The organism is Catenulispora sp. GP43 (assembly GCF_041260665.1).
Lineage (GTDB): Bacteria > Actinomycetota > Actinomycetes > Streptomycetales > Catenulisporaceae > Catenulispora.
Map to the genome: position 1 here is coordinate 725,804 of NZ_JBGCCT010000001.1, position 20,236 is coordinate 746,039.

The 20,236-nt window shown below is 72.1% G+C and carries 20 protein-coding genes; 6 read left to right on the forward strand and 14 right to left on the reverse strand.

All coding sequences use genetic code 11. From position 1 onward, the window contains the following. Positions 1–32 precede the first annotated feature (32 nt). The 3 genes from ABH926_RS03240 to ABH926_RS03250 form a co-directional block, all read right to left on the reverse strand. Positions 33–620, reverse strand: coding sequence for a hypothetical protein (locus ABH926_RS03240; RefSeq protein WP_370363728.1), 588 nt, complete (start codon positions 618–620; stop codon positions 33–35). An 85-nt stretch (positions 621–705) separates the two neighbouring features. After that, entirely contained in the window at positions 706–1,386 is a 681-nt protein-coding gene (locus tag ABH926_RS03245; RefSeq protein ID WP_370363729.1) for a response regulator, read from the reverse strand. Positions 1,387–1,430: 44 nt separating this feature from the next. Beyond that, complete coding sequence (locus ABH926_RS03250) at positions 1,431–2,582, reverse strand: sensor histidine kinase (protein ID WP_370363730.1); 1,152 nt, start codon at positions 2,580–2,582, stop codon at positions 1,431–1,433. A gap of 210 nt (positions 2,583–2,792) precedes the next feature. Between ABH926_RS03250 and phoU the strand changes: the two genes are divergently transcribed. Then, entirely contained in the window at positions 2,793–3,449 is a 657-nt protein-coding gene (phoU, locus tag ABH926_RS03255) for a phosphate signaling complex protein PhoU (RefSeq protein WP_370363731.1), read from the forward strand. A gap of 139 nt (positions 3,450–3,588) precedes the next feature. Here the strand turns inward: phoU and ABH926_RS03260 are convergent, their stop codons facing one another. The 8 genes from ABH926_RS03260 to ABH926_RS03295 form a co-directional block, all read right to left on the reverse strand. Beyond that, a complete protein-coding gene (locus ABH926_RS03260) occupies positions 3,589–4,866 on the reverse strand; it encodes a hypothetical protein (RefSeq protein WP_370363732.1) in 1,278 nt (425 codons plus the stop codon). 7 nt (positions 4,867–4,873) lie between these two features. Beyond that, the gene (locus ABH926_RS03265; protein WP_370363733.1) at positions 4,874–5,407 is read right to left on the reverse strand and encodes a SigE family RNA polymerase sigma factor; all 534 of its coding nucleotides are present in this window, start codon (positions 5,405–5,407) and stop codon (positions 4,874–4,876) included. 33 nt (positions 5,408–5,440) lie between these two features. Further along, positions 5,441–7,372 (reverse strand): GTP-binding protein, encoded by a 1,932-nt coding sequence (locus tag ABH926_RS03270; RefSeq protein ID WP_370363735.1) that lies wholly within the window; start codon positions 7,370–7,372, stop codon positions 5,441–5,443. Between the two features lie 145 nt (positions 7,373–7,517). Next, positions 7,518–8,273: a phosphoglyceromutase gene (locus ABH926_RS03275; protein WP_370363736.1), complete on the reverse strand. Its 756-nt coding sequence runs from the start codon at positions 8,271–8,273 to the stop codon at positions 7,518–7,520. A 9-nt stretch (positions 8,274–8,282) separates the two neighbouring features. After that, positions 8,283–8,831 carry a YbjN domain-containing protein gene (locus tag ABH926_RS03280; RefSeq protein ID WP_370363737.1) on the reverse strand — a complete coding sequence of 183 codons (549 nt, stop codon included), beginning with the start codon at positions 8,829–8,831 and terminating at the stop codon, positions 8,283–8,285. Positions 8,832–8,876: 45 nt separating this feature from the next. After that, positions 8,877–10,160 carry a D-inositol-3-phosphate glycosyltransferase gene (gene mshA / locus ABH926_RS03285; protein ID WP_370363738.1) on the reverse strand — a complete coding sequence of 428 codons (1,284 nt, stop codon included), beginning with the start codon at positions 10,158–10,160 and terminating at the stop codon, positions 8,877–8,879. Positions 10,161–10,903: 743 nt separating this feature from the next. After that, the gene (locus ABH926_RS03290; RefSeq protein ID WP_370363739.1) at positions 10,904–11,602 is read right to left on the reverse strand and encodes a TetR/AcrR family transcriptional regulator; all 699 of its coding nucleotides are present in this window, start codon (positions 11,600–11,602) and stop codon (positions 10,904–10,906) included. Positions 11,603–11,674: 72 nt separating this feature from the next. Continuing rightward, positions 11,675–13,528 carry a protease pro-enzyme activation domain-containing protein gene (locus ABH926_RS03295; protein WP_370363740.1) on the reverse strand — a complete coding sequence of 618 codons (1,854 nt, stop codon included), beginning with the start codon at positions 13,526–13,528 and terminating at the stop codon, positions 11,675–11,677. 162 nt (positions 13,529–13,690) lie between these two features. Between ABH926_RS03295 and ABH926_RS03300 the strand changes: the two genes are divergently transcribed. From ABH926_RS03300 to ABH926_RS03315, 4 genes are all read left to right on the forward strand, one after another. After that, on the forward strand, positions 13,691–14,143 hold the full coding sequence (locus tag ABH926_RS03300) for a helix-turn-helix domain-containing protein (protein WP_370363827.1): 453 nt from the start codon (positions 13,691–13,693) through the stop codon (positions 14,141–14,143). A 16-nt stretch (positions 14,144–14,159) separates the two neighbouring features. Then, entirely contained in the window at positions 14,160–14,852 is a 693-nt protein-coding gene (locus ABH926_RS03305) for a hypothetical protein (protein ID WP_370363741.1), read from the forward strand. 154 nt (positions 14,853–15,006) lie between these two features. Beyond that, positions 15,007–15,333: a DUF2516 family protein gene (locus ABH926_RS03310; protein WP_370363742.1), complete on the forward strand. Its 327-nt coding sequence runs from the start codon at positions 15,007–15,009 to the stop codon at positions 15,331–15,333. Continuing rightward, complete coding sequence (locus tag ABH926_RS03315; protein ID WP_370363743.1) at positions 15,330–16,154, forward strand: alpha/beta fold hydrolase; 825 nt, start codon at positions 15,330–15,332, stop codon at positions 16,152–16,154. The genes ABH926_RS03310 and ABH926_RS03315 overlap by 4 nt, the downstream gene beginning before the upstream one ends. Positions 16,155–16,672: 518 nt before the next feature. Here ABH926_RS03315 and ABH926_RS03320 read toward each other — a convergent pair. Then, positions 16,673–17,173 (reverse strand): MarR family winged helix-turn-helix transcriptional regulator, encoded by a 501-nt coding sequence (locus ABH926_RS03320; protein ID WP_370363744.1) that lies wholly within the window; start codon positions 17,171–17,173, stop codon positions 16,673–16,675. Between the two features lie 87 nt (positions 17,174–17,260). Here ABH926_RS03320 and ABH926_RS03325 point away from each other — a divergent pair, with 87 nt between their 5' ends. Further along, positions 17,261–18,787: an MFS transporter gene (locus ABH926_RS03325; protein ID WP_370363745.1), complete on the forward strand. Its 1,527-nt coding sequence runs from the start codon at positions 17,261–17,263 to the stop codon at positions 18,785–18,787. Here ABH926_RS03325 and ABH926_RS03330 read toward each other — a convergent pair. Together ABH926_RS03330 and ABH926_RS03335 are read right to left on the reverse strand one after the other, a co-directional pair. Beyond that, complete coding sequence (locus ABH926_RS03330; protein WP_370363746.1) at positions 18,692–19,747, reverse strand: permease prefix domain 1-containing protein; 1,056 nt, start codon at positions 19,745–19,747, stop codon at positions 18,692–18,694. The two genes, ABH926_RS03325 and ABH926_RS03330, sit on opposite strands and share 96 nt — an antisense overlap. Next, positions 19,747–20,106, reverse strand: a complete 360-nt coding sequence (locus tag ABH926_RS03335) for a PadR family transcriptional regulator (protein ID WP_370363747.1) — start codon at positions 20,104–20,106, stop codon at positions 19,747–19,749. The genes ABH926_RS03330 and ABH926_RS03335 overlap by 1 nt, the downstream gene beginning before the upstream one ends. Between the last annotated feature and the right edge of the window lie 130 nt (positions 20,107–20,236).

Consider the following 20,236-nt stretch of genomic DNA (forward strand, 5'->3'; position numbering starts at 1 on the left):
TCGAGTGAAGAACCCCTGATTTTCACCTGTTATCAAGCGAAAAGCCGCCCCGGCCGGATACGGTGGAGCGGTCGCGCCGCACACCGCGTGCACGCATACGAGTCCTCCCGCATGGCTGTCCACTTGGCTACAGTGGCATCCATGCCGATCCGGGGGACCGTAGCACCGGCCAGGGCCGCCGCCACCGCAGTCGCGGCGGCCCTGGTCTGCGCCGCCTGCAGCAGCACCGCCAGCCAGCAGCCGGCACCGCTGACGAAGAGCGCCGCGGTCTCCTCCACCGGGGCCGGCGCCCCGAGCGACTCCGACCGGCCCAGCGGCGCGGCGATGGCCCCGGGCGGGGCCTCGACGGCCTCGACGGACGACCGGCCCAGCGGCGGATCCATCAACGACTCGCAGGCCTCCTCGCCCGCCACCGCGACCTCGTCCCGGTCGAAGGATCCGGCGCCGACGCACCCGCAGCCGACGTCCGCGCCGAAGCCGACCACGTCCGCGCCGCCGCCCCCGCCGCACAGCAGCACGCCCACCGGGCCGGTGATGGGGTCGCGGTCGAACACCACGCCGCCGCCCCCGCCGTCGATGTCGACGCGCTGAGCCGGACGACGGCGAAGGGCCCCGGTCACCGACCGGAGCCCCTCTTCACGCACGTCGACCCCCGAGGCCGGCGCCCGCTGCCCGGTATGCCGGGGAGTACGACTCCCCACCGGCTCAGCCCTCGAACTTGTACCCGAGCCCGCGCACCGTCACCAGGTGCACCGGCGTGCCCGGGTCCGGCTCGATCTTCGCGCGCAGCCGCTTGACGTGCACGTCCAGCGTCTTGGTGTCGCCGACGTAGTCCGCGCCCCATACCCGGTCGATCAGCTGCATGCGGGTCAGCACCCGGCCGGAGTTGCGCAGCAGCATCTCCAGCAGCTCGAACTCCTTCAGCGGCAGCTCCACCGGGCGGCCGTCGACGGTCACCTTGTGCCGGTCCACGTCCATCCGGACCGGGCCGGCCTCCAGCGCGCCGCCGTCCGGCTCGTCGCTGGTCGCCTGCCGGCGCAGCACGGCGCGGATGCGGGCCACCAGCTCGCGGGCCGAGAAGGGCTTGGTGACGTAGTCGTCGGCGCCCAGTTCCAGGCCGACCACCTTGTCGATCTCGCTGTCCTTGGCGGTGAGCATGATCACCGGGACGTTGGACTTGGCCCGGATCTGCCGGCAGACCTCGGTGCCGGGCAGCCCCGGCAGCATCAGGTCCAGCAGCACCAGGTCCGCGCCGTGCCGGTCGAACTCCTCCAGCGCGGCAGGTCCCGAGTCGGCCACCGCCACCTCGAAGCCCTCGTTGCGCAGCATGTAGGACAGGGGGTCGCTGATCGAGTCCTCGTCCTCGACCACGAGTACACGGGTCACTTCGGGGTCCTCCCACTTGGTATGGCTCGGTTGTACATGGGCCCTCAGACGGCCCGTGCCAGGTCGCGTTCCTCGACACAGACGGGGAGCTTCAGGGTGAAGGTGGAGCCGTTCCCCTCGGAGGACCACACCGTCACCTCCCCGCCGTGCGTGGCCGCGATGTGCTTGACGATCGACAGGCCCAGGCCCGTGCCGCCGGTGGCGCGCGAGCGCGCCGGGTCGACGCGGTAGAACCGCTCGAAGATGCGCTCCAGGTCCCGTTCGGGTATCCCGATGCCCTGGTCGGTGACGGAGACCTCGACCAGGTCGCCGACGTGCTTGACGGTCACCGCCACCCGGGTGTCGTCCGGGGAGTAGTTGACCGCGTTCTCCACCAGGTTGCCCAGGGCCGCGGACAGCTGGGTCCGGTCCCCGCGCACCGCGACGTCGTCCTCGGCGTCGGCGACCAGCTCGATCCGGCGCGCCGCGGCGGTCTCGTAGCTGCGGTCCAGCGCGTCGGCCACCACCTCGGCGATGTGCACCTTCTCCGCCGAGGCGGCCAGCGGGGCGTCGATCTGCACCCGGGACAGGTCGATCAGGTCCTGGATCAGCGAGGTCAGCCGGTGCGACTCCTGCTGCATGCGCGCGGCGAAGCGGCGGACCGCGTCGGGGTCGTCGGAGGCCGACTGCACGGCCTCGGCCAGCAGCGACAGCGCCCCGACCGGGGTCTTGAGCTCGTGCGAGACGTTGGCCACGAAGTCCCGGCGCACCTCGTCCACGCGCCGGGCCTCGGTGCGGTCCTCGACCAGCACCAGCACCAGGGTGGCGCCCAGCGGGGCGATGCGGACGGTGGAATGCAGCACCGCGGTCGCGCCGTGCGGCAGGTCCATCTCGACCTGGCGTATCTCGCCGTCCCGGCGCACGTGCCGGGCCAGCTCCAGCAGCTCCGGCGAGGTCAGGCTCCGGGACTTGACCAGTCCCATGGCGTAGGCGGCCGGCGAGGCCTTCACGACGGCGTCGCTGGCGTCCAGCACCACGGCCGAGCTGCGCAGGACCTGCAGGACGCCGGCCACGCCCGGGGGCACCGGGTCGTCGCCGGGCGGTTCGGGTGGACCCACTCGCTCCCTTTCACTGAACCGGAAGGCCAAAGCCCCGCTGACGCCGGTACCCAGGCCGATCAGCGCGGCCAGCCCGGCGGTCGCGGCGTTGACGTTCACACAGCCAACAGTAAGGGCGCTTCGCACCGCGAACACTCCCACGGATCATTCCGCCGTACCGACGTGGCCAAGAGTTCACTTTCCCGACCCTGTCGATTCACCGGCGGCATTGTCCCGGGACGCCTGGAAAGGGGAGAGTGGACGGCGTCCGCACAGCAGACGAGAGCACACGCGATCACGCGATCACGCGACGACAGGAGCGGTAACCCCATGCGCGACGCCTTCCACGAGGAGCTCGACTCGATCAGCGACACCCTGGTCGAGATGACGCGGCTGGTCGGCTCGGCCATGACCCGCGCCACCACCGCGCTCCTGGACGCCGACCTGACCCTGGCGGAGTCGGTCATCGACGCCGACGACAAGGTCGACGACCTCCAGCACGCGCTGGACGACAGCAGCTTCGACCTGCTCGCCCGGCAGCAGCCGGTGGCCGGCGACCTGCGCACCATCATCACCAGCCTGCGCATGAGCGCCGACCTGGAGCGCATGGGCGACCTGGCCCGGCACGTGGCCAAGGTGGCCCGCCGCCGCTACCCGCAGTCGGCCATCCCGCCGGAGATCCGCGGCACCATCGTGGAGATGGGCGACATCGCCGCCGAGCTGGTCGCCAAGGTCGGCTCGATCATCGCCGCCCGCGACGTCGAGGCCGCCCTGGCCCTGGAGTCCGAGGACGACGAGATGGACCGCCTGCACCGCAGCCTGTTCAAGTCGCTGATGGACGACAAGTGGAAGCACGGCATCGAGACCGCGGTGGACGTCACCCTGTGCGGGCGCTACTACGAGCGGTACGCCGACCACGCCGTTTCGGTGGCCAAGCGCCTGGTGTTCCTGGTGACCGGCGAGCACCCGACGCCGGCGGCGAGCTGAGCCACGCCGGTCCGCACACGGACGACACAGCTCAGCGGCTCCGGCCGGCTGCCCTTCCCGGGGAGCCGGCCGGAGCCGTTTTTGCAGCTGGTCCGTCGTTCAACCGGTCGGCCGGTCGGCCGGCTGGCTGACCAGCCGCTCAGCTCAGAGTGACGAGCTTCTGCACGTCCGCGATCACCGTCGCCACCCCCGGCGCGTCGATGATCGCCCGCGCCTGCTGCGGCGTCAGGCCCGGACCCTGCGGGGCGGTCTCGCTGCCCGGCGCACCGGTCGCGACGTACGCACCGGTCGCGGCACCCGCGCCGGACTTTCCAAAGACCTGAAGGACCACCGACGAGTCGGTGGACGCTCCGGCCCATCCCACGTAGATGCCGAGCCGGGCGCGGCCGTCCGGGCCCATCTTGCTGAAGTGCGGGCCGCCGTGGGCGGTGAAGCACACCGAGTCGGCCGGGCAGGAGATCTGCCCCTGCGACCCCTTCGGCCCGGTGGTGTTGAACCACTGGAACGCGTCCACCCCCTCAGGACCGACGAGTTCGAGCTCGCCGGGCGCCCCCGGACTGAGCTTCAGCCGGAATCCCGGCGGCAGCACGGTCTTGGCCTCGGCGTCGATCTTCGCCTCGATCGTGTACCGCTCCCGGACCGCGGCGGCCGAGGCCCGGGCCGACGGGTCCAGAAGCTGCCGGACCTTCGCGAATCCCGGCGCCTCCACCATCTTCTTGAAGGCCGTCGCGTCGATGGGCGAGGCGTCGATGGGCGTGGGCGTCCGGAACCCGAAGACCACGAAGCGGACCGGCGGCGCCGCGGTGTCGGTGGGCGTGAACTCGTAACAGACCGGGCCCTCAGAGTTCGACGTGGACGGCGCCGTCATCCGGATCGAACCACCGGTCACGGCGACCGGTTTCGCCGAGGCCTTGGCGAACCCGCCGGCGGTTTCGCCGCCGTCGTTGTCGATGCCCAAGATGTACTCGACTCCGCCCGACTTCAGCACGAAAGCGGGCGAGAAGACGCCGGTCGCCATCGTCGTCGAATCATTGCCCGCCAGCGGATCGCGGCGCACCGTCATCCCGGCGGGCAGCAGCGGGCCGAGCAATCCCGGCAGCTGCTCGACGATCTCCCGCTCCCGGTCCGCGTAGGTGGGGCCGGAGTCCTCATACGCCTGCGGCGAGATAGACCCCGTGTCCGGGCCGAGCGACCAGTCGCCCGATCCCGCCCCTGTCCCGCTCACCGTCGCCGCCCCGGCGACCACCGCCAGCACGCTCAGCGTCGCCCCGGCCACGGCGAACCCGCGCCGCCTGGTCACGGCCATCCCCTGCGAGATCGCGCCGTCGGCCAGATCCGCGCGGTGGGTCGGCTCCGGCCCCTCGAAAAGCCGGCCGATCACGTCATGGACCATCAGGTCCGAGTTCTCTGCATCCATTGCTGCCTCACCTGGTTTCTACGGAGTCGGGAAGCAGGGCCGCGAAGTCGCCCAGCCGGTCCCGCAGCTGCCCAAGCCCGCGCGCGGACATGCTCTTGACCGTGCCGGTGCTGATCCCGAGCGCGGCCGCCGTCTGCTCGACGCTCTGGTCCTCCCAGTAGCGCAGGGCCACGACGGCACGCGTGCGCGGGGCCAACTCGGCCAGCGCGGCCAGGATCGTCAGCCGCACCGCGGCGTCGTCCTGCACGGCCGGCCGGTCGACCATCGCCTCCAGCGACGCCGCCTCCCGCTGCCACTTGCGGCTGTCGAGGAAGCAGCGGTAGACGACGCGCCGCGCGTAGGCGTCCGGCAGGTCCATCACCCGCACCCGGTGCCACGCCCGGAAGATCCGCTGGTAGGCGGTCTGGACGAGGTCCTCGGCGAGGTGCCAGTCGCCGCACAGCACGTAGGCCGAGCGCCTCAGGTGGCCCTGGCTTCCCGTGACGAAGGCCCGGAACTCCTCGTGGTGCTCCGGGCTGGTGCCTTTCCTGAGAGATCTCACGCAGATACAACCGGGGTAGGCAGGCTCAGGGTTCTAGCCCTTCTCCAAAGAAAGATGGCGCAAGTACTGGTCGAGCTCGGCCGGGTTCCCGTCGGTCCGCTCCCGCGCCGCCGGCCGGGTCCGCGTCAGCCGATCCCCCGCCGCCTGCGACAGCCACACGGCCTCGCCGCGGGTCAGCCCGGGCAGCGTCTTCTCGACGTCCTGCACGGTCCGGGCCGGCAGGTTCCCGCGCAGGGACCACGAAGCCGTCCCGCCCTCCGACACCTCGAGCTCCGACACCTCAAGCTCTGCCTCCGCCGCGATCAGCACCGACAGCACCGCCGACACGGTGTCGGCCGGCGCGTCCAGCACGAAGGCGTGGCAGGGCTCGTAGACCTCGGTCCCGGCGGCGGCCAGCGCGCGCATCAGCACGAACGGCGCGAGCCTGCGGTAGTCGCCCGCGACACTGGTCACCGAGCAGAAACCGCTGTGCACCATCGTCACCACCACGTCGGTCACCTCCCAGCCGTCGAGCCCCTGCTCCAGCGCCCGCAGGACAGTCTCCTCGGTGGCGCGGTGGAACACCGGCGGCAGCGCACCGAGCTCGGTCTCGTAGCGGAACACCCGGCCGCTGCCCGCCGCGCCCGGCGAGACGCGGAAACCGAGGGTCGCGCGGAAGCGGGTGCTCGGGTCGTGGTTCATGTCCTCGCGGTATTCGCCGACACCGCTGGGCCGCTCGGTGTAGACGGTCCGGCTCGGTTCGAAGAGCGCTTCGACGCCGTACTCCTCGGCCAGGGTCGCCGCGACGACCTCCTTCTGGACCTCCCCGTACAGCAGGACCGAACTCTCGCCGCCGGGGAGCGCGCGGGTGCTGATCAGCGGGTCCTGATCGGCCATCTCGACGAGGGCCGCGTGCAGCCGGGTGCGGTCGCCGTTCGCCGCGTGCACCACGGTTTCCAGGCTCGGCGTGGCGAAGTCCGCGGCCGCATCCGCTTCTGTCTCCCCGGATCCGAACCGGTCGCCGACCCTGATCCCGGGCAGTCCCCTGACCTTCGCGATGTCGCCGGGCCGGGCCTCCCCCGCGCCCCCGCCCGGCAGGCCGACGACCTCCAGACCGGTGATCGTCCCGAACTCGGTCCGGTCACGGATGCGCAGCATGCCGTTGCGGAGGCGGACGTAGGCGGTCTTGTCGCCGGCGCGTCCGCGCTCGATGGCGAACACGGTCCCGCGGGTCTGGCCGTCCGGATCCCCTCCGGCGCGTGGCAGCAGATCGCGCACGCCGTCGACCAGGTCCGCGACGCCGACGCCGGTGATGGCCGAGCCGAAGTAGACCGGATAGATCTTCGCCGATGCCGTCTGCCGGGCCAGGGCCGCGCGCAGCTCGGCATCGCCGGGGAGCCGGTCCTCGACCAGCGCGGCCAGCACGGCGTCGTCGTATTCGGCCAACCGCTCGGCATCGGACGCGCCCACGGCCGCGGGCCACACCCGGGCCGCCTTCGTCCCGATCCCCTCGACCCCGGTCACGGCGACCGCACCGGGCGTCAGCAGCCGCCGCACCTCGGCGAGCAGCTCCTCCGACCGCGCCCCGACCCGGTCGATCTTGTTCACGAACAACAGCGTCGGCACGCGCAGCCGTCGCAACGTCTTCATCAACCGCCGGGTGTGCGCCTGCACCCCCTCGACGGCCGACAGCACCAGCACGGCACCGTCCAGCACCCCCAGAGCGCGCTCGACCTCGGCGACGAAGTCGGAGTGCCCGGGGGTGTCGATGAGATTGACCCGCAGGTCGCCGACCCCGAAGGCGGCGACGGCGGACTTGATGGTGATCCCGCGACGGCGCTCGATCTCGCCGCGGTCGGTCTGCGTGGTCCCGGCGTCCACACTCCCGAGCCGGCCGATGGCCCCGGTCTCGAAGAGCAGACGCTCGGTCAGGCTGGTCTTACCCGCGTCGACATGCGCGAGGATCCCGATGTTCACAGTGGGCACGGTTGGTTGCGTCCTCGAAAGCTCGATCCATGGGGGAAACGAAGAATTCGAAGCGACGCCGCATGCCCGTGGCCTTTCCGTAAAACGACAGTGCCGTCGTGCAGGCTCGCACGACGGCACCAGTGGGGCAAATGATTTTCCCGGGCTACTTCTTACCCTGGTTCTTGACCGCCTCGATGGAAGCCGCCGCGGCCGCCGGGTCCAGGTACTCCCCGCCGGTCTTCGTCGGCCGCAGGTCGCCGTCCAGCGTGTACACCAGCGGGATCCCGGTGGGGATGTTCAGCCCGGCGATGTCCTCGTCGGAGATGCCGTCCAGGTGCTTCACCAGCGCGCGCAGCGAGTTGCCGTGCGCGGCCACCAGCACCGTGTTGCCGGAGCGCAGGTCCGGGACGATCGCGTCGTACCAGTACGGCAGCATGCGCTCGACGACGTCCTTCAGGCACTCCGTCTGCGGGCGCAGCTCCGTGGGCAGGCCGGCGTAGCGCGGGTCGTCGAACTGCGAGTACTGGTCGTCCACGGCCAGCGGCGGCGGCGGGACGTCGTAGGAGCGGCGCCACAGCATGAACTGCTCCTCGCCGAACTCCGCCAGGGTCGCGGCCTTGTCCTTGCCCTGTAGCGCGCCGTAGTGCCGCTCGTTCAGGCGCCAGCTGCGGCGGACCGGGATCCAGTGCCGGTCGGCGGCCTCCAGCGACAGGTTCGCGGTGCGGATCGCGCGCCGGAGCACCGAGGTGTGGACCATGTCCGGCAACAGGTCGTGCTCGCGCAGCAGTTCGCCGCCGCGCACGGCCTCGGCCTCGCCCTTGGCGTTGAGGTTGACGTCCACCCAACCGGTGAACAGGTTCTTGGCGTTCCACTCGCTCTCGCCGTGGCGGAGCAGGATGAGGCGGTATTCGGCGGTCATGGCGCCAGCCTACTTCGGGGGTTCGGTACCACTCTCGTCCTGGGTGTCCGGTGTCCGCTCGATGAGATGGCGGAAGGCCGCGAGGTTCGCCAGTGACTCCCCGCGCGAGGTCCGCCACTCCCACTCGCGCCGGATCGCCGAGGCGAAGCCCAGCTCCAGCAGCTGGTCGAAGGAGGAGTCGGAGGCCGCGACCGCCTCGCCGAGGAGCTGATCCACGGTCCCGGCGGTGATCAGGCCCAGCGGCAGCCGGCCCACCAGGTAGACGTCGCCGAGCCGGTCCAGCGCGAAGGCCAGCGAGCCGAGCCGGGTGTTGCGCTCCAGCAGCCAGCGGTAGACGCCCTCGTGGTTCTCGTCGGGGCGGCGGGCCACGAAGGCGTTGAGCGACAGCGTGTGGTCCCCGACCACCAGCGAGCACGTGGTCCACAGCTTGTGCTCGCCCGGAAGCTTCACGACGAACGTGTTCTCCGCGGGCTGCTCGTACTCCACTCCCGCCTCGCCGACGGCCTCCAGCACCGCCGAGCGCGCGGCGGCCTTCAAGGTCTCTCGATCACCAGCCATGGGACCGACCTTATTGCCGCCCCGCCGGCTCCCGCATCGCCGCCCCTACTGGCCGGCGCACAACTCGCGGTACCGGAGCGCGCGCAGATCCTCGATCGAACGGCTGTAGACGTCGGCGGTCGCCGCGGCCGTGGCGGACCAGCCGAAGCGGGCCGCGTGCTCGACGGCGTTCTCGCCGTAGTCGGCCAGCAGGTGCGGCGCGTCGAGCAGCCGCGCGGCCGCGGTGGCGTAGTCCCCGGGGTCGTGGCCGGTGACCAGAACACCGGAGCGGCCGTCGGCCACGGCCGTGGCCAGCCCGCCGACCCGCGCGGCCACCACCGGCGTGCCGCAGGCCTGCGCCTCGATGGCGACCAGCCCGAAGGACTCGCTGTAGGAGGGCACGACCGCGACGTCCGCCGCCCGGTACCAGTCCGCCAGCCGGGTCTGGTCCACCGGCTTCACGAACCGGACCACGTCGGCGATCCCCAGCCGGCGCGCCAGCCGGTGCAGGTGCGTGGGCTCGGCCAGCCCGGACCCGCTGGGCCCGCCGACCACGGCGACGACCAGCTTCTCGCGCCGCTCCGGCGCCCGGGCGATCAGCTCGGCGGCGGCCCGCAGCAGCACGTCCGGCGCCTTCAGCGGCTGGATCCGGCCGACGAACAACAGCACGGCGGCGTCGGCCGGCAGCCCCACGGACTCCCGCGCCGCCAGCTTGTCCCCCGGACGGAAGCGGTCCAGGTCCACGCCGGGGTTCACGGTCGACACCCTTTCCGGGTCGGCGCCGTAGAGCCGCACCAGCTCCGCGGCCTCCTGGTCGGTGTTCGCGATCAGCCGGTCGGCGGCGTCCACCACCTGGTCCTCGCCGACCAGCCGGGCCGTCGGCTCGGGGTCGTCGCCCAGGGCCAGCGCGGCGTTCTTCACCTTGCCCAGGGTGTGCATGGAGTGGATGAGCGGCACGCCCCACCGCTCCTTGGCCAGCCAGCCCACCTGGCCGGAGAGCCAGTAGTGGGAGTGGATCAGGTCGTAGTAGCCGGGCTCGTGCATGGCCTCGGTGCGCAGCACACCGGAGGTGAAGGCGCACAGCTGCCCCGGCAGGTCTTCCTTGGACAGGCCCTCGTACGGACCGGCCGTGACGTGCCGCACCAGCACCCCGGGCGCCAGATCCACGGCCGGCGGCAGCGCCCCGGTGGTGGCCCGGGTGAAGATCTCCACCTCGATGCCCAGGTCGGCCAGCCGCCGCGACAGCTCGACGATGTAGACGTTCATCCCCCCGGCGTCGCCTGTCCCCGGTTGGTGCAGCGGGGAAGTATGGACGGAAAGGAGCGCCACACGCCTGGGCAGCGATTCCACGGCGCTCTACCTCCTACATCGGCAAATCCGGGGGTGTCGTCGCAGGCCGCCCAACCGGCCCCGCGCGGACGCGGGCGGCTGTCGTGGCCGACAACGATGCAACGGCAGGACCTCGGCAGCGCATTCCCCGCCGGGGCCGGCGCCACGCATCAGTCCGATCATCGGATGACTTTACGGGGCATGACGGGCCGCGCCGCGATGCCGACTGACCAGTGAGACGGACGCCATGACCTTGCGCAACGCGCGGAAACCCGTACGGGGAAGCCCTCTGCCCGCCACCGGATGTGAGCAGGAACACGGCGCGAGAACAGCCGGAAAAAGGACCCGGCCCCGTATGACCGAACACGCGGGGACGCGAACGGAACGGGGCCGGGCAGGCGCGCGGGTCTGCACTCGCACACCGCCGAGGGTCGGGCTCCCTCGGAGGGCTCTCAGAGTGGCATGTCCGATGTCAAAACCACATAAGAAAAACCTCTACGCGGCGTAGTAGATGACCGAAATGCGGCATCGAATCCCAGCTCAGAGGCTTTTTCTCTGACGTATGGCGAACGCGTGGCGCGGGTCAGGATCTTTATGTGGGAGCGGTGCGGGGCCCATCGAAACGGCGGCGTCCAGGCACGGCGACCGGAAAAATGCCGCCAGAACCTGGGTGGATTTGCCGTCGCGCGGGGACCGCTGCCTCGGACGGTCGCCGCCCGCTCACCGCCCGCTCACCACCCGCTCACCGTTCAGTCACCACTCGGTCACCGTGCGAAGGCCGCGGCCACCAGATCCATCACGCTCCGCCGGCAGTCGGCGTCGCTGAGCATCGCCGAGTCCGGATCCCCGTGCCGGTGCATCGCGAACCAGGCGATCGTCTCGACGATGAACCGCGCCGCCACCGGCACGTCCGGCACCGGCCGCAGCACCCCGGCGTCGATACGGGCCCTGAGATACCTGCCGAGCACCTCCAACAAGCCCCGGCGCGTCTCGATGTAATACCACTGCGTCATCTCGGGGAGGTCTTCGGAGCAGCGCGCGAACAGCTTCAGCGCGACGCTGTTGTCCTCGACGAAGCCGTAGAGCCCGTCGACGATCCGGGCCAGTTCGTCGCGCGCCTGCTCCGCCGATTCCGCGGGCGCCTCGGAGAGCACCTGGCTGACGCTGTCCAGGCCGCCGCGCGCGGCCGCCCAGACCTTCACCACCTCGACGATGCCCTCGGCCGGCGGCGCCACCACCGGCGTCGACAGCTTCGCGACGGCCTCCGGGTCCAGCACCCGGAGCAGCGCCAGATAGAGCAGCGCCTGCTTGCTGTCGGCGTAGGTGTAGACGGCACCGTGGCTCAGGCCGAGTTCGCGGGCCACGTCGGAGATGCCGGCCGGGCGGAACCCCTTGTCGAGGAAGACCCGCACGGCCGCGTCGGCCACTTCGGCCAGCGGCCGTGCCGGGAGTCTTCCTCGCATGGCTCGAACCTATGGTGACTGACTTGATCGGTCAACGAAGGACGGCAGCCGGCGCGGTCTAGCGAACCGCCGTCACCGGTGCCCCTTGCGCAGTCCGGCGATGAAGGCGGCGCCGTTAGGCGTGCCGACACCGGTGACCGTGTCGTACCCCTTCGCAATGACCTGCTGCCCCGCGCCGGGCACCGTCGCGCCGAAGACGTCCAGGCTGGGGCTCAGACCGTCGGCGGCCGGAGTGTAGGCGGCACGGTCCGGTTGCGGCGCGGCGGCCCCGACCGGCAGCACGTCGCGCAGTGCCGGACTGCCGGCGAGCCGATACAGCAGGGGGTTGATGAAGCCGAAGGGCGCGGCCTGGCCCTGCTGCGCGTCCGCGACCAGGGCCGCGACCAGCGGGGTCGCCAGGCTCGTGCCGGCGTTCGGCAGCGTCTGGTACGGCCCCGGCTCGGCGTCGGTTCCGGTCTGGATGAAGCCGACCATCATGCCGGTGTCCGGATCGCCGTCGGCCGCGATGTCGGGCGTCGCGCGGTTGACCACGGTCTTCTTGCCGACCTGGACCTGCGCCATCGACAGCGGGACGACTCCCTTCTGGTAGAAGGGCTGCCCGTAGACCAGGCTGGTGCCGCCGCCACCCCCGCTGATGCCCTCGTCGCTCCACGTGCCGCCGTCCAGCGAGGCGCTGTCGCTGGACCAGCCGGTCTCCAGGACCCGCTCGTTGTGCGCGCCGATCCCCAGGGTGGTGCCGCCGACGACGGTCGCGTACGGGTCGGAGCCGGTCATCGTGAGGCCGGGGGTGTCGCCGGAGGCGAAGTACATGCCGACGCCCTCGGCCGCGGCGCGCAGGTCGATCGCGTGCGCGACCTGCTCGGGCTCCATGCCGAGGGGGATCTGCCAGGAGTTGGAGACGATGGTGGCGCCGGGGTGGGCGCCGTCGCCGATCAGGACCGACAGCGTGGCGTCGAACAGGGACTGGTCCTGGTCTCCGCAGCCGCCGGCGACGACCATGAGCTGGTTCGCGTCGGGGGCGAGGGCGTAGACGGCCTCGGAGTCCATCTGGGCCTCGTCGTCGACGGCGGGGCCGGGCGCGGCGTCGGCGGGCGCGGCAACAGCCGCAGCGGCGTGGCGGGCCGGGGTGCCCTTCGCCGGAGCGGCGCAGCCGACTCCGCCCTCGATCTTCCGGAACTGCGAGCTGCGGGGCGCGAGGAGGTGGTTGTTCTTCGCGTACTCGGTCAGCGTCGCGAACATCGCGGTCGGCGACGCGTCCTCGGTCAGCGCGACGGTGACGCCCTTGCCGGTGTTCGCGGACGTCGCGCCATAGGCGGCGCGCATCTGGGCGGCGGAGTAGCCGCAGATCGGGAGGGAGGCCTTGGTCAAGCCCTTGTAAGCCGGCTGAAGGTTCTGGGTGTGCTGACCCCAGGACTGCGAGCAGGTCGGGGCGGCTTTCGACGTCGCCGCCGCCCTCGCCGCCGCCGAAGCCGAAGCCACCGCGTCCCCGCCGCCCAACCCGGTCACACCGAGCACGTCGGCCGCGAGCGAGGCCGGCACGGGCAGCTTCGTCACCGCACCGGTCGCCGAGACGAAGTCGTGCCCGCTGCTGACCCGGACCTGCTTCAGCCCCGCGTGCGTCAGCCAGTCCGTGACCGCCTTGATGTGCGCGGCCGAGGGACCGAAGCGCGCCGTATAAGCGTTCGGACTCAGATAGCGGCGATACCCGGCTCCGCCCGGCGTGGACGCCGCGTCGGCGAACGCCGCGGCACCGGCCAGATCCGGCGTCAGCCACACCTGCACGGTGACCGCGTCCGCCGGCGCACCGGCCGCCACGGCGCTGTCGGACGTCCCCAGCAGGGCGCCTCCTGCCGCGAGGGCGGTACAGCCGGCCAGGGCGGCAACCCGGCGTCGGGTAAGGACCTTGATCGCTTTTTCAGGACTCACATTTCGTACGACGCGGTACGCACCGTTCAGGTTGAGAGCGACCACCCAGACGGCTCAACACCGTTCACCCGCCGCGCCGCAGTGCCCCGCATCACATCAGCAAGCACCCGCTTGCAATTGCAAGCACCCGCGTGCCACCCTGAACACATGCCCCACAACCCCCTGGGAGCCCTCCCGATCGGACCGCTCGGCGAGTACATCCGCGAGCAGCGCCGCAACGCGCAGTACTCCGTGCGGCAGCTGGCGCAGGCGGCCGGGGTGTCGAATCCCTACCTCAGCCAGATCGAGCGGGGTCTGCGCAAGCCCAGCGCGGAGATCCTGCAGCAGCTCGCGAAGGCGCTGCGGATCTCGGCCGAGACGCTGTACGTGCGGGCCGGGCTGCTGGACGGCGGCGCCGACGTCGACGAGGACGCGGCGACCGACGGGCACGGGGTACGGGCCGCCGTGGCGGAGGATCCCTGGCTCAACGCGCGGCAGAAGCGCGCGCTGCTGGACATCTACGAGGCCTTCCGCATAGAGAGCGCGGCGGCGGAGCAGGCCGTTCCGGCCCCCCAGGACGACGACAGCGACGAGACCATCCACAGCCCGGTGACATCCGGGCCCACCGAGCAGTGAAATCGGAGAGTCACCCATGAACCTCGTGGACAACGCCCGCAAGACCGTGACGACCACCGTCAGCAACCCCAAGCCCCTGTACTTCGCCGCCGGTGTCGGCGACGCCGCCGTGGCCGCGCTCAAGGACGCCCCGGCGCTGCTGACCGAGGCCGGCTCCAAGGCCGGCGACGTCGCGACCTCCGTGGCCGGCCGGGTGGCCGGGGTGGCCGAGACCGTGCAGTCGAAGATCGCGCTGGGCCAGCTGCAGGACGACGCCAAGGCGCTGCGCGGGCGCATCTCCGAGCCGGACCTGCGGGCCGCGCGGGAGAAGGCCCAGACCCTGCTGCTGATGCAGGTCGGCCGGGCCCTGGAAGTCGCGGGCAAGGCCGTGGAGACCTACGACGGCTACTCCGAGCGCGGCAAGGCCGTCGTGGAGCGGGTGCTGGCCGGCCGGGCCACCGACGTCGAGGTGGTCGTGGTCCAGGACAGCCCGGACGCCGGGCCGGCGCGGGCCGAGTCGGTCGTGGTGATCGAGCAGGACGAGCCGAAGACCGAGACCCCGAAGACCGAGGCTCCCGAGTCCCCGGCCCCGACCGCCGCCAAGCCCGCCGAGGCGCCGAAGCCCGCCGCCGAGCAGCCCAAGGCTAAGGGCACCTCGACCACCGCCAAGAAGGCCGCGCCGCGCCGGGGCGCCAACGGCTCCGCCGCCAAGAAGACCGGCGAGAGCTGAGCCGACAAGCCGGCGAGAGCCGACAGATCGGCGAAAGCCACAGCCGATCGTTGGTAGATCGCGAGGAGACTGGGAACGAGTCTGTCGGTCGCGTACGTTGAACGTAACGACCGGCAGGCACTCCCAGCCCCGAATGTAGAAGGAGGACGGCGACATGATCGGCTCCGCACTGCGCGACGGCCTTTCCAGCTTCCTCGCCATCATCTCCCTGGCCGTGCTGGTCGGGCAGATCGTCGTCCTGGTCGACGCCGCCATGCGGCGCGAGGACGCCTACCGCGCCGCCGGCAAGCTCACCAAGCCGGGATGGCTCATCATCCTCACCGTGGCGATCGCCGCGAACCTGCTCCTGGGCCTGCTGTTCACCATCGTCGGCGTGGTCGTCGCGATGGTCTACTGGGTGGAGGTCCGCCCGGCCCTGAAGGAGGTCTCCGGCCCCAAGCGCAAGAGCGGGAGCAACCAGGGGCCCTCCGGCCGCTGGTGAGGACCCTGACGCTGCCCTACGCCGGCCCGGCCGGCGGCGGGACCGTCGAATACGCGCTCGCCGGAAGCCCCACACCGCCGGCCACCCTGTTCCTGCACGGCCTGGCCGGCTCCATCGAGGACACCCGTCCGCTGGCCTCCGGCGTGCCCGGGCGCAAAGTCTTCGCGCACCTGCCCGGCCACGGCGGCTCCACCGGCCCGGACCCGCTCGGGTACGACACCCTCGCCGCGGCCGCGCTGGCCGTCGCCGACCACGAGCACGCCACCGCGGCGCTCGGCGTCTCACTCGGCGCGGCGACCCTGCTGCGGGTGCTGAGCCGGACGCCCGACCGCTTCGAGCGGGTGGTGCTGTACCTGCCGGCGGTCGCGGACGTCCCGCGCAAGCCCGAGGCCGTCGCGCCGCATCGCGACCTCGCCGAGCGACTCGCCGCCGCCGACGCGCCGGGGGTCGCCGACGCCCTGCTCCGCACCCAGCCGCTCGCGGTCCGCGACGCGGCGATCGCCCGCGACTGGGCCGAGCGCCGCGCCAAGGAGCTGATCGCCGAGGGCGGGGATCCCGGACGCTGGCTGCCGCTCGCCGAGGCCGTGCCGCTGGAGCCGCAGGACCTGGAGCGGCTGCGCGCGGTCCGGATCCCGGTCCTCGTGGTCGCCCAGGAGGGCGATCCGGCGCACCCCGTCTCGGCGGCGCGCAGAGTGGCCGACGCGCTTCCGACGGCCCGCCTGACAGTCTTCGACCAGGCGGGTGCGCTCTGGGGTCACCGGGCCGGACTCAGGGATCTCCTCACCGAATTCCTCACCCCGATCGGGAACCTTCCGCGCTGATATACGTTCGGTAACACACCGGCCTCGACCTGCGATTTCTTTTCTCAGGGTTTTCTCACAGGGGTCTCAGCGAATCCGTGGGCCGCGCGGGCCATAGTGGTCTCACCCCCGAAAAACCCGGGAGAGCCCGACTCCCGGACGGTGTGGCTGCTGACGAGACGGCCATGCTGGGCCCCGGTCCTTTGGGACCGGGGCGTCGGGTCAACTCGCAGGACCCTCTGGGCTGTGTTCGCTTCAAGTCTGTGGGATCGGTGTGGGGGCGCCGCTAGCGGCGTCGTGTGTGTGTGGGATGCAAGACCCGGACGCCCGTCCGGTGAGGCCGCTCAGCCCTCCTCCCTGAGCAGCGGCCACACCGGTCGGGCGGTTCGGTTTTTCCGGGCATCTTTAAAGCGCGCTTAACGAGCACCTGCTCCAATGTCACCACGCGTCGCGGCGCGGGCGGGCCTGGGACGGCCCCCGCCGCGGCGCGCCGAGGGCCGAGCGCAGGCCGGCGCCGGCCCCGGACGTGCATTCACCGCTCAGACCTGCCGAGCCCGCCGCGCCCCTGCCGGACTCTCCTCCGGCGTCGCCAGATGCCCTTGCGTCAGCAGCTTCAGCGCTTCCAGCAGCACCGGCCGCATCTCCTCCGGCAGCGCCCCGATCGCCTCGGCGTGCACCCGGTCCACGATCTCCTGGGTCCGCTTCGCCATCGCGGCGCCGGCGTCGGTGACCGCGATGACGCGGGCCCGGCGGTCCGTGGCGGCGGGGCGGCGTTCGGCCAGGCCGGCCTTCTCCAGGGCGTCGACCGTGACCACCATCGTGGTCTTGTCCATGTCGCCGATCTCCGCGATCTGGATCTGGGTCCGCTCCTCCTCCAGCGCCTTGACCAGCACACAGTGCATGCGCGCGGTCATGCCGACCTCGGCCAGGGCCGCGGCCATCTTGGTGCGCAGGACGTGCGAGGTGTGGTCCAGCAGGAAGGACAGGTCGGGGGACGTGCACGCGACGGCTTCGGCGCGCGCCGGGGCCAGGGAGGTCATGGGGGCAGTCTACTCCGAGACAACTCCAGGAGTAGATCTTCCTGTAAAAGATTGTCTGCTTCAAAACTATCCGCTACGGTCATTCACATGTCCTCCGCAGACTCCACAGCCCGCCGTGCGGGCTCCCCGCGCCTGGCGCTCCTGGTCATCGCCGCCAGCGCCCTGATGGCCGTCCTCGACGGCAGCATCGTCACGGTCGCGATGCCCTCCATCCAGTCCCGCCTCGGCTTCTCCCCGGCCGGCCTGAGCTGGGTGGTCAACGGCTACCAGCTCGCCTTCGGCGGCCTGCTCCTGCTGGCCGGCCGGCTCGGCGACCTGCTGGGCCGCAAGCGCGTCTTCCTGGCCGGCACCGCGCTCTTCCTCGCGGCCTCGGCCGCGGCCGGTGCCGCGACCTCGCCGGCGATGCTGGTCGCGGCGCGGGTCGCGCAGGGGGTCGGGGGCGCGGCGTCCTCGGCGGTGAGCCTGGGGATCCTGGTCACGCTGTTCACCGAGCCGCGCGAGCGGGCCAAGGCGCTCGGCGTCTTCGCCTTCACCGGGGCCGCCGGGGCCTCGATCAGCCAGGTGCTCGGCGGGGTGCTGACCGACGCGCTGAGCTGGCACTGGATCTTCCTGATCAACATCCCGATCGGCCTGCTGACGCTGGCCGCCGCGGTCAGGGCGGTCCCGGCCGACCGGGGCTTGGGGCTGCGGGCCGGCGTCGACCTGATCGGCGCCCTGCTCGTCACCGGCGGCCTGATGCTCGCCATCCACACCGTGATCGGCACCGCCGACCACGGCTGGGGCTCGGCGCGCACGCTGGGCCCGGCCGCCCTGTCCGCGCTGCTGCTCGCCGGGTTCTTCGTCCGCCAGGCCACCGCCGCCGACCCGCTGATGCCGCTGCGGATCCTGCGCTCACGCGCCGTCGCCGGCGCGAACGCGGTGCAGATGCTGATGATCGCGGCGATGTTCGCCTTCCAGATCATCGTGGCCCTGGACATGCAGAAGGTCCTGGGCTACGACGCCACCCAGACCGGCCTGGCGATGCTCCCGGCGGCAGTGGCGATCGGCGGCGTGGCGCTGGGCGCCTCGGCGCGCCTGATCGCCAGGTTCGGGGCCCGCAGCGTCCTGATCACCGGCCTGGTGATGCTCACCGGTGCGCTGGCCCTGCTGCTCCGCATGCCGACGCACCCGAACTACGTCCGCGACCTGCTGCCCACGATGCTGCTGATCGCCGGCGGCGGCCTGGCGATGCCCGCGACGGCCGGGCTGGGCATGTCCGGCGCCCGCGAGGAGGACGCCGGCCTGGTATCCGGGCTCTACAACACCACGGCGCAGGTCGGGGCGGCCACCGGCGCGGCGGTGCTGTCCACGCTGGCCGCCGGCCGCACCGCCCGTCTGCTGCACACCGGCCACAGCCCTGCGCAGGCCCTGAGCGGCGGCTACCACGTGGCCTTCGCGATCGGCGTCGGGCTGTTGGCGGCGGCGCTGGTGATCGCGGTGTTCGTGCTGCGCGGCGCCGGTACCGGCGGCCCGGACGACTCAGCCCTCGGCGCCGGCCCCGGCCTCGAATCCGACTCCGGTCTCGCGTCCGACCCCGGCCTCGAACCCAGCCTGGACCTCGCGCCGACCGTCTAGCCCGCGCAGCCCGAGCAATCCGCTGAACAGGCAGTACCCGGCGAACGCCGCGGCCGCCTCGATCACCGCGGCCGGGTAGTCGACATCGCCCTTCAGCAGATCCGGCGCCTTCAAGGCGATCCCCGCCGCCACCGAGATCGTCACCGCCGACCGCCACGGATGCCGCCGCATCTCGAGCCAGCTCATCAAGCGCGGCATCCGGACGGCGGCCGCCGTCCAGACCCGGCTCACCTGCTCGAAGACCCGGGTGCTCCACATCCACCGCGAAGCCAGCGCCTCGCAGCAGTCGGCGATCACGTCGAGCGTGGAGTCTCCCCCGGCAACCGTGTCGACCCGCAGCAGGGCCCGGACACTGAAGACCACCGCGACCGGTACCGCGAGAGCCACCAGCGCCGAGGCCGCCCCCACCATCCACGCGGAATGCGCGACGTTCCCAGCCGCGACCACGGCGATCGGCGCCAACGCCAGGACCGCCGCGGCCTGCGCCCGGACCGTCGTCCCCAGCGTCCGCGGGGCTCGGCCGAGCAGCCGCGGCGCGATCACGGTGAGCAGGAACGCCGTCCCCGCGCACATCCCCGCCACTTGGCCGAGCAGCACCGGGACGCCGTAGTACACAGCCTGATCCGGCCACGGCACCGCCGGCGCCCCGCCCCGGTTCGCCAGCCCGGCGGCGCCGACCGCCGCGACCACACACGCCACCAGCGCCCACGCCGCGGCGCGCGCACTGTGCAGCGCGCTGTCCCGGTTGAACTCCGCGGCCAGCTCTTCCGGCGCGCCGAAGCGCGCAGCCGCCCGGCGCGCCGCGGCCTGCGGCGTGTACCCGGCCGCTTCCTCCTCGGCAGCCAGATCGGCCAGATGCGCCGCGACCTCGCTGACGATCCGCCGGCGCCCCCGCGTCCCGACTCGCAGCCGCCACGCCAGATCGTCGACGTAGCCCTCGATCGACCGGTAGTACGTCATCACGCCACCGCCGGACCCGCGTCGGCGCGGCCGCCGGTGTCGCCGCCGCCGAACACCCGCTCCACCGCCGCCGAGAACGACCGCCACTCGCTGCGCCGCTCCTCGGCGGCGCGCCGGCCCGAGGCCGTCAGGCTGTAGACCCGCCGCCGGCGTCCGCCGACCTCGGACCAGCCGCTGGCGACCAGCCCGGCCCGCTCCAGCCGGTGCAGCGCCGGGTACACCGAGCCCTCGGGCAGGTCGAAGACCCCGCCGCTGCGGTCGCGCAGCGCCTCGATGAGTCCGTAGCCGTGCGACGGCCCGGTGGCGAGCACCGCCAGCACCAGACCGTCGAGGTGCCCGCGCATCATGTCCTGACTCATACCTAGGAAGCCTAGGCTTAGATGGCCTCGGTATCAAGACGGATCCGCCCGGGATTTCCCCGCCGGACTGTCGATTCCGGCGCGCGCCGTCCGACGCTCTCGGAGAGGCTGGACCGACCAGCCCCAACGC